This window comes from Caballeronia jiangsuensis (genome assembly GCF_046030135.1).
Taxonomy (GTDB): Bacteria; Pseudomonadota; Gammaproteobacteria; order Burkholderiales; family Burkholderiaceae; genus Caballeronia; species Caballeronia jiangsuensis.
Map to the genome: position 1 here is coordinate 86,655 of NZ_JAQQDB010000006.1, position 13,021 is coordinate 99,675.

At 61.1% G+C, this 13,021-nt stretch carries 10 protein-coding genes and 1 pseudogene; 8 read left to right on the forward strand and 3 right to left on the reverse strand.

Annotated elements, in window-relative coordinates; all coding sequences use genetic code 11:
• Positions 1-215 precede the first annotated feature (215 nt).
• Both PQR08_RS08260 and PQR08_RS08265 read left to right on the forward strand, forming a co-directional pair.
• On the forward strand, positions 216-1,451 hold the full coding sequence (locus tag PQR08_RS08260; protein ID WP_250485900.1) for an aconitase X: 1,236 nt from the start codon (positions 216-218) through the stop codon (positions 1,449-1,451).
• The gene (locus PQR08_RS08265) at positions 1,448-1,942 is read left to right on the forward strand and encodes an aconitase X swivel domain-containing protein (protein ID WP_213233659.1); all 495 of its coding nucleotides are present in this window, start codon (positions 1,448-1,450) and stop codon (positions 1,940-1,942) included. The genes PQR08_RS08260 and PQR08_RS08265 overlap by 4 nt, the downstream gene beginning before the upstream one ends.
• A 19-nt stretch (positions 1,943-1,961) precedes the next feature.
• Here PQR08_RS08265 and PQR08_RS08270 read toward each other — a convergent pair whose 3' ends face one another.
• On the reverse strand, positions 1,962-2,813 hold the full coding sequence (locus PQR08_RS08270; RefSeq protein WP_051626623.1) for a GntR family transcriptional regulator: 852 nt from the start codon (positions 2,811-2,813) through the stop codon (positions 1,962-1,964).
• 182 nt (positions 2,814-2,995) lie between these two features.
• Between PQR08_RS08270 and PQR08_RS08275 the strand changes: the two genes are divergently transcribed.
• The 5 genes and pseudogenes from PQR08_RS08275 (at position 2,996) to PQR08_RS08295 (ending at position 9,403) form a co-directional block, all read left to right on the forward strand.
• Entirely contained in the window at positions 2,996-3,904 is a 909-nt protein-coding gene (locus tag PQR08_RS08275; RefSeq protein ID WP_250485901.1) for a LysR family transcriptional regulator, read from the forward strand.
• Between the two features lie 160 nt (positions 3,905-4,064).
• The gene (locus tag PQR08_RS08280; protein WP_250485902.1) at positions 4,065-5,084 is read left to right on the forward strand and encodes a PDR/VanB family oxidoreductase; all 1,020 of its coding nucleotides are present in this window, start codon (positions 4,065-4,067) and stop codon (positions 5,082-5,084) included.
• A 94-nt stretch (positions 5,085-5,178) separates the two neighbouring features.
• Complete coding sequence (locus tag PQR08_RS08285; protein WP_250485904.1) at positions 5,179-6,294, forward strand: Rieske 2Fe-2S domain-containing protein; 1,116 nt, start codon at positions 5,179-5,181, stop codon at positions 6,292-6,294.
• Positions 6,295-6,408: 114 nt separating this feature from the next.
• Positions 6,409-7,848, forward strand: a pseudogene (locus tag PQR08_RS08290) (TIGR00366 family protein).
• Between the two features lie 256 nt (positions 7,849-8,104).
• Positions 8,105-9,403 (forward strand): MFS transporter, encoded by a 1,299-nt coding sequence (locus PQR08_RS08295; RefSeq protein ID WP_250485906.1) that lies wholly within the window; start codon positions 8,105-8,107, stop codon positions 9,401-9,403.
• Between the two features lie 15 nt (positions 9,404-9,418).
• Here PQR08_RS08295 and PQR08_RS08300 read toward each other — a convergent pair whose 3' ends face one another.
• Positions 9,419-10,315 (reverse strand): LysR family transcriptional regulator, encoded by an 897-nt coding sequence (locus PQR08_RS08300; protein WP_250485907.1) that lies wholly within the window; start codon positions 10,313-10,315, stop codon positions 9,419-9,421.
• 158 nt (positions 10,316-10,473) lie between these two features.
• Here PQR08_RS08300 and PQR08_RS08305 point away from each other — a divergent pair, with 158 nt between their 5' ends.
• On the forward strand, positions 10,474-11,490 hold the full coding sequence (locus PQR08_RS08305; RefSeq protein ID WP_250485908.1) for a TauD/TfdA family dioxygenase: 1,017 nt from the start codon (positions 10,474-10,476) through the stop codon (positions 11,488-11,490).
• On the opposite strand, the gene PQR08_RS08310 is transcribed toward PQR08_RS08305, so the two are convergent.
• On the reverse strand, positions 11,478-13,013 hold the full coding sequence (locus PQR08_RS08310) for a class I adenylate-forming enzyme family protein (protein WP_250485909.1): 1,536 nt from the start codon (positions 13,011-13,013) through the stop codon (positions 11,478-11,480). The two genes, PQR08_RS08305 and PQR08_RS08310, sit on opposite strands and share 13 nt — an antisense overlap.
• Positions 13,014-13,021: the final 8 nt, after the last annotated feature.

The window sequence follows — 13,021 nt, forward strand, 5'->3', positions numbered from 1 at the left end:
ATCAATACATTGTGATGCATGCTATCGCCGTGCTTTCGCACCTGTCAAGTGGTGGAATCGCCGACGCCTTGCGAGCCGCCGCCCGGTGCCAATCACGGATCGACGCGGGTTGACATCGGTAAAGCACGTCGTTACTATCCGCCTATCTTGTCTTAATACAAGATAAGACAATCAAGGTGTAGTTTTCAGCGACGATATCCGTAGGGAGATTGCGAATGCTGCTCGACGATGAAGAGACCGCCATGCTCAATGGAGAGCAAGGCAAGGTCCTGCAAATGGCCATGCGCCATCAGATACAGGTCGGCGAATTCTTCGGTGCGCGTGATTTCGTGCCGGTCACTCAGGCGCACATCATGGCCGATACCGAGAGTCTCGGACAGGCGGGCGTCATGTGGCTGGAGCGGCTTTCCGAATTCGGCGATGGCCGTCACACCGTGCGTATTCCGACCATCACCGATCCGCGTGGCACCGATTTTTCGAAGGCCAGCGATCTCGGTCAGCGCGACTGGATGGTCGAGCTCGAACGCCGCACGATTCACGCGTTCGAGCGCCTGGGCGTCAGCATGACCGACACCTGCATCAACTATCAGACCGTGCTTGCGGCCACGCGCGGCGAACACGTCGCGTTCGGCGATACCGGCGTCGTGATCTATTCGAACTCGGTGAGCGGCGCGCGCACGAATTTCGAAGGCGGCCCGTCTGCGTTGTCCGCTGGCCTCACGGGACGCACGCCGCGTTATGGCTTTCATCTCGATGAGAAACGTCGCGCGACAAAGCGTTTTCGCGTCGATTTCACGCCGCGCACGCTCAACGAATGGGGCGCCCTCGGCGGCGTGATCGGCCGTCTCGCGGGCAATTACTGGGAAGTGCCGGTGATCGAAGGCATCGAGGCCGCGCCGACTTCCGACGACCTCAAGCACTTCGGCGCGGCGATGGCGAGTTACGGATCGATCGCGCTGTTTCATATCATCGGCATTACGCCGGAAGCATCGCGGCTCGAAGATGTCGGCGGCGATGCGTTGCCGGTGCATCATCGTATCGGACGCGCGGAAATCGAAGCGCTGACCGCGAGTTATGCAGTCGCGAAGCAAGTGGACGTCGTGGTTTTTTCCGCGCCGCAACTGAGTCTTTACGAACTGCGCGCGCTCGCTGATCTCTGCGATGGCCGCACCTTCAAGGTGCCGATGCTCGCGATCACGAGCCCGCAAGTCGCGCCCGATGCCGAGCGGTTCGGTTATACGCGCCGCATCGAAAATGCGGGCGGCACGGTGCTCGCGGGCATGTGCTTTTATCAGTCGTATGCGCGCGAGATGTCCGAGGCGAAGGGCTGGAAAACGCTCGCCACCAACAGCGCGAAGCTGGTGAATATTCTCGGCGGATACGGCTATACACCGATGCTGGCATCGATGCAGGCATGCATCGACGCAGCCGTGACAGGAGAACTCGCATGAACGAAATCGTGCTTGTCGCGCGTCACGCGCTCGGCAATAAAGTGTCGGCGGAAGCGCTGGTTGCAAGCGACGGCTTCTCCGCCCGCTACGATCTGAACCGTCTGGAAGGCGTCTTTTCGCGGCCGTCGCACAAGCTCGTGGGGCAATCGTATATCGGCCGGGTACTCGTGCTCGATACGGCGAAAGGGGGCGTAGCCAGCGCGTGGATGTTGCACGAGATGCAGTCGCGCAACATGGCGCCGGCGGCAATCGTGTTCAACACGGTGAACCCGATTCTCGCGCAAGGCGCGGCCCTCGGCGATATCTCGATGATCGCAGGTTTCGATTGCGACGTGACGGCCGTCGTGCCGCATGGCGCGTTCGTCGAGATCGATCCTGCAACGAAAACGCTGCGCGTGTTGCGCGCGGCAGCGGGCGAACCTGCTTCGGCGACGTTCGCGCAAGGGCAGCAGGGCACGTCGACGGTGCATGTAAAACCTGCGCATCGTTAAACGAGCCAGCGTCGCACGGTCACGCCGCGTGATCGTGCGATGCCGCGCCGTTCACGTTCTTGATCGACGAGCCGACCGGCAACGGTCCTTGCACGCTCAGCGTGAATTCGTAGTTCTCCGGACGAATATGAAACGACGTGCGTTCCAGCAGCATGCCGTTTCCATCGAACGATTCGCGGTCCATCACGAGCAGTGCGGCACGCGGCGATAGCCCGAGCGCGCGCCCGACCGACGTACCCGCCGAACACGCGCGAATGCGAATCTGCGCCTGAGCTACGGGCATCGCGAGCAGATTTTCGAGCAGCACGTAGATAGGGTTGCGGTTCGCCTGCTCCCAGGTGAGCCCGCTTGCCTGCGGCGGCAGATACGACACGACGAGCGCGATCGGCTCGCCGTCGACGAGATAGAGCCGCTTGAGGCGAAAACAATCACTTTCGCCATCGTCTTTCCCGAATGCCTGCCGCAACGGTTCCGGCGTGCTCACGGGTCCGAACTCCAGCAGCTTCGTCTTCGGCTCCACGCCTTGTGCAACCAGGGCATCGTAGAAGCCGCGCATCGGCTTCAGATCATGGACGAACTTGTTGCGCGAGACGAAGGTGCCTTTGCCTTGCTTGCTGACGACATACCCGTCCGCAAGCAACTGCGCGATGGCCTGCCGCACGGTCACGCGACTTACGTCGAAACGTTGCGTCAGCTCGCTTTCGGCGGGAAGTTTGCTATCGGTCGCGAAGGTGCCTGCGTCGATCTCCGCGCGGAGACGATCCGCAATCTGGATATAAAGCGCGGTGGCGCTGTCGCGATTGAGCAGCGGTTCATTCGTCGTTTTGCCGCGTTTCGGAGCGGCGGCGCGTTTGCTGGAATTGCCTTGCATGGATTGCCTTTGAGCTAGCGTCGTGTGTCCGCGACAAGACACGTGACACACATGTATTCGGATAATAAGACATGCTCATACAAGTTGCAATCGCTAGGGCTTTCCACGGCTGACGCATGACGATGAAATCCGTAAACTCGCGCTACGCCCAGACCGGCCATTAGTCATAAGGCAGCGCGATCATGACTTTGCAACAGTTGGAGACTTTCTTCTGGACCGTGAAGCTCGGCAGCTTTGCTGCCGCCGCCGAGCGCCTGTATGCGACGCAATCCGCTGTGTCCATGCGCGTGCGCGAACTCGAACGCACGCTGGGCGTCGAGTTGTTCGACCGCACGCATCGCACGGCGCGGCTCACGCCGAAGGGCCGCGAACTGATGGATTATGCGAGCCGCATTCTCGATCTCTCGACCGAACTGGAGCATCGGATCGGCGCGCCCGAAGCGGTGTCGGGCACGGTGCGCTTCGGCGTGGCGGAAGTCGTCACCACGACATGGCTGCCACGTCTCATCACCACGATTGCGGAACGCTATCCGAATGTGCGTCTGGAAATCGAAGAAGCGCTGACTGCGGAATTGATGGCGAGTCTGCATCAGGCCGAACTGGAGCTCGTGCTCGCGCCGGGGCATACGCGCACACCGGAGCTATCGACACTCTCGCTCGGCACCGTTGATTTTCAGTGGATGGCAAGTCCCGCGCTGGGCCTCGACGCGCGCACGTACAAGCCTCACGAACTGGCCGAGTATCCGATCATCGGCATGAAGCAATCGTCGTTTCATTACGCCGCGCTTGAGGACTGGTTCCTCACGGAACATGTGCGATGCCGCTATCTCGCGCGCTGCAAAAGCGTGGCCGTTGCGGCGTCGATGACGATTGCGGGCATGGGCGTTTCGTATCTGCCGGTGCGCTCGTACAGGCAGGAGATCGATCAGAACAAGCTCGCTATCGTGCACGTGGAAAATCCGTTGGAGCCGGTCGAATTCATCGCGGCATGTCCCGCCGGGCATTCTTATTCGCTCGCTCGCGCGATTGCGGAACTGGCTCGCGAAGTCAGCGATTTCGAGTGCATCAGGACCACGGCTTCGTCGCGATGAATGGTGCGGCGCGCCATGACACATCAAGTTTCCTGATGTTTTTTCGCGCAAATTACTCGTTTGAGTTCATGTGCCGTCACGCCTAACCTTTTCTTCAAGCACAGCGCGCGTTCCCACACGACCCGCACCGACTGTTGCTGCGAGATAAGGAGAGAGACACATGGAAACGGTCCTCATGCGAGAGGAGGCGGTTGCTCGTCCGGACGACGAACGGCAGAAGAAACTGTGCGTCACGCTGAAGTCCATTACCTCGCTGGCCGACGACATCAACGCATTCGAATTCGTGAGCGCCGATGACGAGCCCTTGCCCGCGTTCACGGCGGGTTCGCATATCGACGTACACCTTCCCGACGCAACCATTCGACAATATTCGCTCTGCAATTCGCCTGACGAACGACATCGCTATGTGGTCGCCGTGCTGCGCGATCCGACGGGGCGCGGCGGGTCGGTCGCGATGCACGACACCTTGCGAGCGGGCCATAAGCTCTTTATTTCAGCGCCACGCAATCACTTCGCGCTATCGAAGTCGGCGCGCAGGCATGTGTTTATCGCGGGCGGAATCGGCATCACGCCGGTCATGGCGATGATCGCGGAAGTGCGAAAGCGCGACGAACCGTTCCATCTCTTCTATTGCGCGCGCACCTCGCAACGTGCCGCGTTTCTCGATCGCCTGAAGACGCTCATCGAGCGCGGCGATGTCTCGCTGCACTTCGATCACGGCGATCCGCGCAATGGACTCGATCTCGTATCGACGCTCGAACGACGGGCTGCCGATACGCATCTCTACTACTGCGGCCCCGGCCGTTTCATGGACGCGATCGAAGCCGCCAGTGCGCATTGGCCCGCGGGCACGCGTCATTGCGAACGCTTTTCCGCAAGCGGCGCGATCAAGGAAAGCGAGGCAGCGACCGAAACCGAGACACCCTTCGATATCGAACTGCGGCGCTCGCAAAAAATCCTCACGGTGCCACCGGGCGAATCCATCGTCGATGTCATGCGCGCAAACGGCGTGGAAGTCGATACGTCGTGTTGCGAAGGTTATTGCGGCACGTGCATGACGCGCTATCTCGCGGGCGAACCGCTGCATCGCGACACCGTGCTCGACGACGAGGACCGCGAGGAATTCGTCATGATCTGCTGCTCGCGTTCGAAGTCGCCGAAGCTGGTGCTCGATCTTTGAAGCGCCTTTTCAAGCGGTTTCAGTAAGTACACGCGGAGCGACTGGTTCCGCTCGACTCAACGTTCCACACTCATCGAGAAAGAGGATGCACGTCATGAGCACATTCGAATATGTGAAGGATTGCTGGTATCCGATCGGCTTTTCGTCGGAGTTTGCTATCGGCCAGTTGCAGGGGCATAAGATCGTCAATCGTCCCATTGTGATGTGGCGAGCCGAGAGCGGCGATGTCGTCGCGTTCGACGATCGCTGCTGCCACAAGCGCTTTCCGCTTTCACAAAGCCGGCTGCTCGATAACGGTCAGCTCGAATGCGCATATCACGGCTTGTGCTACGACGCGGCGGGCCAATGCGTGGCGATTCCGTCCGCACCTGACAAGCCGATTCCACCGCAAGCGCGCCTGAGCGTCGTGCCCGTGCGCGAACAGGACGGCGTGGTCTGGATCTGGCCGGGCAACATCGCGGCTTCGCAGCGCTGTGAGCCGCCGCGCACGCCCGAGGTCACCGATGCGGAGAACCTGTCGATCGGCTCGCCCGAACCGCTTTACGTGCCCGCGAATTACTTGTTGCTGATCGAAAATCTGCTGGACATCACGCACTTTTATCCGCTGCACGACGGCAATATCGGCGATAAGGAAAACAGCAAGATTCCGGTGGACCTCGAAGAAGGCGACAACGAAGGCTATACATTCGTGCGTACGACGCGCCACGTGCATGGCTATCGGCAGCCGCCGTATCTGAAGGAATGGTTTCTGTATGACGAAGTAGAGCGCGTTCACACACATTGCATGGTCACGCCCGGACTCACGCGCGTGGTGATGCGCGTCGCGCCCGAGGGAGAACTCGGCACGGACAAGGAACGCGGGTATACGCTTCTGCATCTCCACTTGCCGGTCGATGAACGCAATCTCGTGTGGCGCTGGAACGTGTCATGCAAGAACTGGCACACCACGTTGAGCGATGCGAACATGCCCACCGCGAAGAAGGTCGCGGAGATGTTCCCTGAGGTCGTCGCGCAGGATCAATGGGCGCTGGAGCGGCAGCAACGGATGATGGAATACCCGGACGATGGCTATTCCGAACTCTTTCTCAAGACCGACAAGGCATTGCGCCGCGCCCGTCAGATTCTCGTCGGTCTGCAGCGCAAGGAGCGCGAGCTTCAGATCAGCTTGGCAGGACAGAATGCGCCGGCGAACGAATCTGCGATGGCGTAAATCCTTGAGGTCACTGCCGCCTTTACCCGCGATCCCGCGTGAAAGGCCTGCAAAAAAGGCCTGAAAACAAGGCGCCATACGAGAGAGCATCGACCCCGGTTCAGGAGACACACGATGGAAACCCATGATTCCCCGCCGCTGGCGGTGAGGCCTCAAGCCGTCCCCGATCATCCGGACGAAGGCAAGACCCTGTTGCAGCGAGCGGTGTCTTCCTGCGTGTATCTGTTCGAACGCGTGATGCCTGATCCGTTCGTCATCGTCATTCTGCTCACGGCGATGGTTGCGTGCCTCGCGCTCGTCTTCGCACCGAAGGGCACGCCCGAAGTGATCCTGACCGGCTGGTACAAAGGCATTTTCGGCATCTTCACCTTCGCGTTCCAGATGGTGCTCGTGCTCGTCACAGGCTATGCGCTCGCGAGCGCGCCGCTCATCAAATCGGGCTTGCGCAGCGTGAGCAAGCTCGCGGTGGGGCCGGTTTCCGCCGTGCTGCTCGTGTTCGGCGTCGGGGCTGTCGCGACCTTCCTGAACTGGGGCTTCGGCCTGGTCGTCGGCGCATTGTTGTCCAAACAGGTCGCGCGGCAAGTGCGCGTGGACTTCGCATGGCTCGTGGCCGCCGCGTATAGCTCATGGGTGCTGTGGGCGTTCACCGGCATGTCGAGTTCGATAGCGCTCTCTATCGCGTCGCCGGGCAATCCGCTCAATATCGTCGAGCAACATACGCACTCGGCGGTGCCGCTCGCGCATACGGTGTTCGCGGGATGGAACCTGCTCGCGGGCATCGCTGCAATGGTGCTGATTCCGGTCGTTTTCATCCTCATGCGTCCCGCCGATAAAGACGTGATCGCCGCCGACGCCGCATTGCTCGAAGCGGAAGACAAGAAGGTCGACGATACGGCCGATTCGCGCGCCGGGACTTTCGCGGGCCGGCTCGAACGCTCGCGCACCTGCGCCCTCCTTTTCGTGCTCGCGGGCGTGGGCTACCTGGCAATCCAGTAGACGCGTCACGGCGTGAGCCTGGACATCAACACGGTCATCTTTATCTTTCTGCTCGCAGGATTGTGTCTGCACGGCAGTCCGCGGCGGTATGTCGGCGCGGTGACGGAGGCCCCGAAGGTCACGGGGCCGATGTTGCTGCAGTATCCGTTCTATGGCGGAATCATGGGCATCATGAGCGCGACCGCACTCGATGAAACCGTCGCGCATGCCTACATTCACGTTGCTTCGAGCACGACCTTGCCGTTCCTGAGCTATCTCGCATCGGGCGTGATTACGTTGTTCATTCCGAGCGGCGGCGGTCACTGGGCGGTGCAGGGGCCGTTCACGATCCCCGCCGCCATGCAGCTCGGCGCGTCCTTGCCGGGCACGTCGATGGCGATTGCCGCGGGCGAAATGGCAGGCAGTCTGTTGCAGCCGTTCTGGGCGATTCCAGTCGTCGCCATTGCGGGCGTCGGCGTGCAGCGCGTGCTGGGCTTCACGCTGGTTATCTTCCTGACGGCGGGATCGCTGCTCGGCTTCGTGTATCTGTTCGTCGTGCCGGTGTGGGCGGGCACGTAGTCCGGCTATTTCACTGATCGTTCGACGATGCCCGCGCGCTTCACACCCGCGCGGGCATCGGCATTATTAGCATTCGATGGGATGCCTATCAACTTCGTCGAGATGGCGCGCTCGTATCGGACAGATGAGCCCGTGCGTCCTATAATATAGGACTCTACATTCAAAATGTGGTTTACACGATGCTCGGTCCGTCGCAGAATGTGGACGAACAAGAGGGCTGCGAGCAGAGAGCGCGAATCAAATGGAGACGCACGTCATGCAATCAGGCACATCGGGTAAAGCGCACGAGGCATCGGCACGAACGATCTTGCGCGTCACGAGCGGCAATTTCCTGGAGATGTACGACTTCTCCGTCTACGGTTTCTACGCGCTTTCGATCTCCCAGGCGCTCTTTCCGCGCGGCAACGAATTCGTCTCGCTGATGCTGTCGTTCGCTACATTCGGCGTCGGCTTTCTGATGCGGCCGATCGGTGCGCTCGTGCTCGGCTCCTACATCGACCGGCGCGGACGGCGTGCGGGCCTCCTGCTTACGCTCGCGCTGATGTCAGTCGGCATGTTGATGATCACCTTCGTGCCAGGCTACGACACAATCGGCATCGCCGCGCCGATCATTGTCGTGGTGGGGCGCTTGTTGCAGGGCTTTTCCGCGGGCGCGGAACTCGGCGGCGTGTCGGTGTATCTCGCGGAAATCGCGCCGCCGGGACGACGCGGCTTCTTCGTCAGCTGGCAATCGGCGAGCCAGCAGGCGGCGGTCGTATTCGCAGCGGTGCTCGGCGTGGGCCTGCGCTTCACGCTCACGGCCGAACAGATGAATAGCTGGGGCTGGCGCATTCCGTTCATGATCGGCTGTCTTATCATTCCCGTGCTTTTCCTGATTCGCCGCCGTCTGCGAGAAACGAAAGAGTTCGAATCGCGCGCGCGGCATCCGACGAGCAAGGAGATCTTTGCGTCGCTGCGAGACAACGCGCGTCTCATCGGCGGGGCGATCATGCTGGTGACGCTCACAGCCGTCATGTTCAATCTCATCACCGCATACACGCCGACATACGGCTCGCGCGTGCTTCACCTGCCCGCCATCGATTCCTTCCTCGTGACGATGGCTGTCGGCATCATCAACTTCACGATGCTGCCTATCGTCGGCGCGATTTCGGACAGGGTGGGGCGGCGGGCCGTGCTCACCGTATGCGCAGTGCTCGTGATTCTGACTGCCTATCCCGCGATGTTATGGCTCGTGCAGGCGCCCAGTTTCACGCGCTTGCTCGCCGTGGAGATGTGGTACGCGATGATCTACGGCTCGTATCAGGCAGGCATGGTGGTCGCGCTTACGGAGATCATGCCCGCGAGCATTCGCGGCACGGGCTTCTCGCTCGTATGGAGTCTCGCGCAGGCCATCTTCGGCGGCTTCACGCCGTTCATTTGTACCGCGTTGATTCAGGTCACGCAGAATCGGGCGGTGCCTGCGTTGTGGCTCTCGTTCGCCGCGCTGATCGCGTTGTTCGCGACCTTCCGCATGTTCGCGCGGCCTTCCGGTGAGCCCCGGACCGCGTTGCCTTGAGCCGACACAGCGCATTCACGCATTGCTTGGCCGTTCGAACTCACTCGTCTCCAGCGCGAGTTCGGCCACGGCCGCGACGATGGGATCCGTCGTCGTATGCCGATGCAGCGCGACGAACTGCACCGGACCGATCTGCGGTGCGGTATCGATGACGCGCAGCTTGCCCGCCGCGATTTCCGCGTGATACGACGCGCGCGGCAAGAGGCTCACGCCCAGACAAGATACGGTCAACTCCGCGAGCACGCGCACGTTATTGCACGAGATGACCGGACGATAATCGGCGTTCGCATCGCGGAACCATCGTTCGATGACCGGATAGTGATGCGATTGCGACGACAAGCCCAGCACAGGCCACGTCGCTAGCTCGGCGGGCGATAGCTTGCGCGCGGGCACGGCAAGCGCGGGCGAGCACATCCAGACGAATTCGTCGTAGCCGAGCGAAATGGCTCGAAGCCCGCTTTGCACGACTGGGCCCGTCACGAGCGCGAGATCGAGATCGCCGATGCGCAGCTTGTCGACGAGCGTCGCCGTCAGACCCATATCGAGCACGACCGCGAGATTCGGATAGCGCTCGCGCAATGCGCCCATCAACTTCGGCAGCCACGTAATCGCGACGAGCCCCACGACGCCGAGTCGCACCGTGCCCGTGAGCGCGTCCTTATCGCCGATACGATGCCTCACGCGCGATGCAAGCGCGACGATCTCGCGCGCCGATACAACGAGGTCTTGCCCCTTCGCCGTGAGCCGCGCGCGATGCTGGCTGCGATCGAACAGATCGACGCCGAGCGAGCGTTCAAGCTCGCGAATGCGCGCGGAAACGGTCGATTGCGTCGCGTTGAGCGTTTGCGCGGCGGCCGCGAAACTGCCCGTATCCACGATGCGCAGAAAGGTCTCCAGTTGTCGAATGTCCATTGCTCTTCATGGCGGTTGGGCGGCATCACTTCATCGCTTATTTCGATGATGCGCGATCGGAAAGTCTCGCTATCCGGCGCGGCGCGCACGCCCTAGACTGGCTTGCATCGCGGCATAAAACACACGACATTGCGCCGCAAAAAAAAGGAGCCTCGGAGATGACGGATCAAACGATGATACTGGAAGAAGACGCCGCGCACGATCTCGGCGAGCCGGTACGCATGACGCCTTTCACCGGCAAGATTGCGTGGACGCGTGACAGCCTCGCGCCCGGAGACGGCATCGTGAAGATCGACGATGCGTGCCGCCGCGAACTCGATGAAGTCGTGGCGACGCTGCGTGCGAATCCGCTGCCGACGCCGCTTCTGCGTCCGGACGACTTTTCGCTCGAAAGCTGCCGCGCGATGATGCGCGAGGCGGCGCAATTGCTGAGCGACGGGCCGGGCTTCGTGATCGTCGATCGCTTGCCGATGGAACTGTGGAGCAAGGAAGAAGCGACGGCGGTGTATTGGCTGCTCGCGCAGATGGTCTCGCGTCCCGTCGCGCAGAGCTGGGACGGCAAGATGATTTATGACGTGCGCGATCTCGGCAAGCCGCCCGGCAACGGCGTGCGGCCGGACATCACCAACGCGGAACAGAACTTTCATACGGACAATAGCTATAACGTCTGCCCGCCGGATTACGTCGCGCTGTTGTGCCTGCATCCCGCCAAGGAAGGCGGCGTGAGCAGTATCGTCAGTTTCTATACCGTCTACAACCAGATGATCGAGCGTTATCCGCATTTGCTTGAGCGCTTGCATCGGCCGTATCTGTTCGATCGGCAACGCGAGCACGCACCCGGCGATTCGACTATCATCAGTCATCCTCTATTTTGCAAAGAAGCGGACGGTGTCGTGTGCAGGCTTTCGCATCGTCATGTGATCAACGGCTATCGGATGGCGCAGCGGGAGATGGACGAGGAGACCCTCGAAGCACTGGAAACGCTCGAAGCCGTCATGCGCGAACCGCAATGGGCGCGTGAGTTTTTCTTCGAGCCAGGCCAGATTCAGATCGTCGATAACTTGCGTTGTGGACATCGACGCACGAACTTCGTCGATTTCGATGAAGAGCATCGCAAGCGGCATCTCGTGCGTCTGTGGCTTCGCGATGCACGCCGGCGGTTCTATAACGGCTGAGTATCGTAGAAGCCTTTGGCAAGGCGCGCCGCGAGCGCCTTGCGATCCACCTTGCCGACCGCCGTCTCAGGCAACGATTCGACGAACACCACGTCGTGCGGCACGTAGATGCGTGAAAGGCGCTTGCGTACGGCGTCCTTCACGCGTTCGGCATGTGTCGCGGTAAGGTCTCTCGGCACGACGAACGCAACCGGCACTTCACCGAGATCGCGATCCGCGCGGCCCACGACACAGCACGCAGCGACATTTCCTTCCGCCACGATCACGCTCTCGATCAGCAACGGCGAAATGTTTTCGCCGCCGCGGATGATCACGTCCTTGATGCGGCCTGTCACGTAGAGATAGCCATCGTCGTCGAAGCGGCCGAGATCGCCGGTGCGCAGCCATCCATCGACGATCGTGCGCGAGGTTTCATAGGCGGCGCCCAGATAGCCTGTCATGAGATTCGGCCCTGCAATGCAGATTTCACCTTCGACATTCGGTGTATCGATCATCGTGTCGTCGGCGGCGCGCAGCCTGACCGTCTGTCCCGGCACGACCTTGCCGACCGAACCCACGCGTCGCGCGTTCGGCGGATTGAGCGTGCTCGTACATGTCGCTTCCGATAAACCATAGGAAATCACGAGCGGACATCCGAGCTTCGCTTCCACTTCGCGGTGCAAGGCTTCCATGATCGGCGCGGAACCGCAGCGCGCCATGCGCAGCGTTGCGAGCGAGTCGGCGTCGAAGTGCTGCGCCAGCATGCGCGAATACATCGTAGGCACGCCGGTGATGATGGTCGGCCTGAAGCGCGTCATCAAATCGGGCATGTCTTCCGCACGAAAACGCGGGCAAAACACGACGCTCGCGCCCGCGAGCAATGGCGCGAACAACTGATTGTTCACGCCATTCGTGTGATAGATCGGCATGACATGAAGCAGCCTGTCGTCGCTCGCTAAGGCGCTTTGTTCGAGTACGCCGAGTGCATTGTTCAGCAGCGCGGCCTGAGTGAGTTGCACGACTTTCGGACGTCCCGTGCTGCCCGAAGTGAAGAGCAGAAGGGCAGGGCAATCGGCGGCGACATCGACAGGCGGCCAGTACGACGGTTCCGTCAGACGCGCGAAGTCGATGATGGTCGTATGCGAAGGAATGGCAAGTTCGCTCACGAGAGATGTGTTGTCGTCGTCATGCACGAGAAAGCGTGCACCTGTCTCGACGAGACGCGCGCTCACTTCGTCCGGTGCGAGCTTCGGTTCGAACACGCACGGACACAGTCCCGCGCGAATCGCTGCGAGCAACAACACAACGGCATCGAGCGAGCGCGACATCGTGATAGCGACGACATCGCCGGGGCGCGCGTGGCGGCCCGACAAGTGCGCCGCGACGCTGCCGGTCTCGCGTGCGAGTTCGGCATACGTCAGCGAACGCGTGCCATCGCCGATTGCGGGAAGGTTCTGCACATTGCGCACATGCCAGTACTGTTCGAAGGCTTGCGCGAGACTCGTCGGTCTGACATCGAAATGCAATGCGGTGGCCGTCGTCACTGTGTCGT

Coding starts and splice junctions, on each gene's coding strand:
- PQR08_RS08260 (WP_250485900.1), top strand. CDS start 216: ATGCTGCTCGACGATGAAGAGACCGCCATGCTCAATGGAGAGCAAGGC.
- PQR08_RS08265 (WP_213233659.1), top strand. CDS start 1,448: ATGAACGAAATCGTGCTTGTCGCGCGTCACGCGCTCGGCAATAAAGTG.
- PQR08_RS08270 (WP_051626623.1), bottom strand. CDS start 2,813: ATGCAAGGCAATTCCAGCAAACGCGCCGCCGCTCCGAAACGCGGCAAA.
- PQR08_RS08275 (WP_250485901.1), top strand. CDS start 2,996: ATGACTTTGCAACAGTTGGAGACTTTCTTCTGGACCGTGAAGCTCGGC.
- PQR08_RS08280 (WP_250485902.1), top strand. CDS start 4,065: ATGGAAACGGTCCTCATGCGAGAGGAGGCGGTTGCTCGTCCGGACGAC.
- PQR08_RS08285 (WP_250485904.1), top strand. CDS start 5,179: ATGAGCACATTCGAATATGTGAAGGATTGCTGGTATCCGATCGGCTTT.
- PQR08_RS08295 (WP_250485906.1), top strand. CDS start 8,105: ATGCAATCAGGCACATCGGGTAAAGCGCACGAGGCATCGGCACGAACG.
- PQR08_RS08300 (WP_250485907.1), bottom strand. CDS start 10,315: ATGGACATTCGACAACTGGAGACCTTTCTGCGCATCGTGGATACGGGC.
- PQR08_RS08305 (WP_250485908.1), top strand. CDS start 10,474: ATGACGGATCAAACGATGATACTGGAAGAAGACGCCGCGCACGATCTC.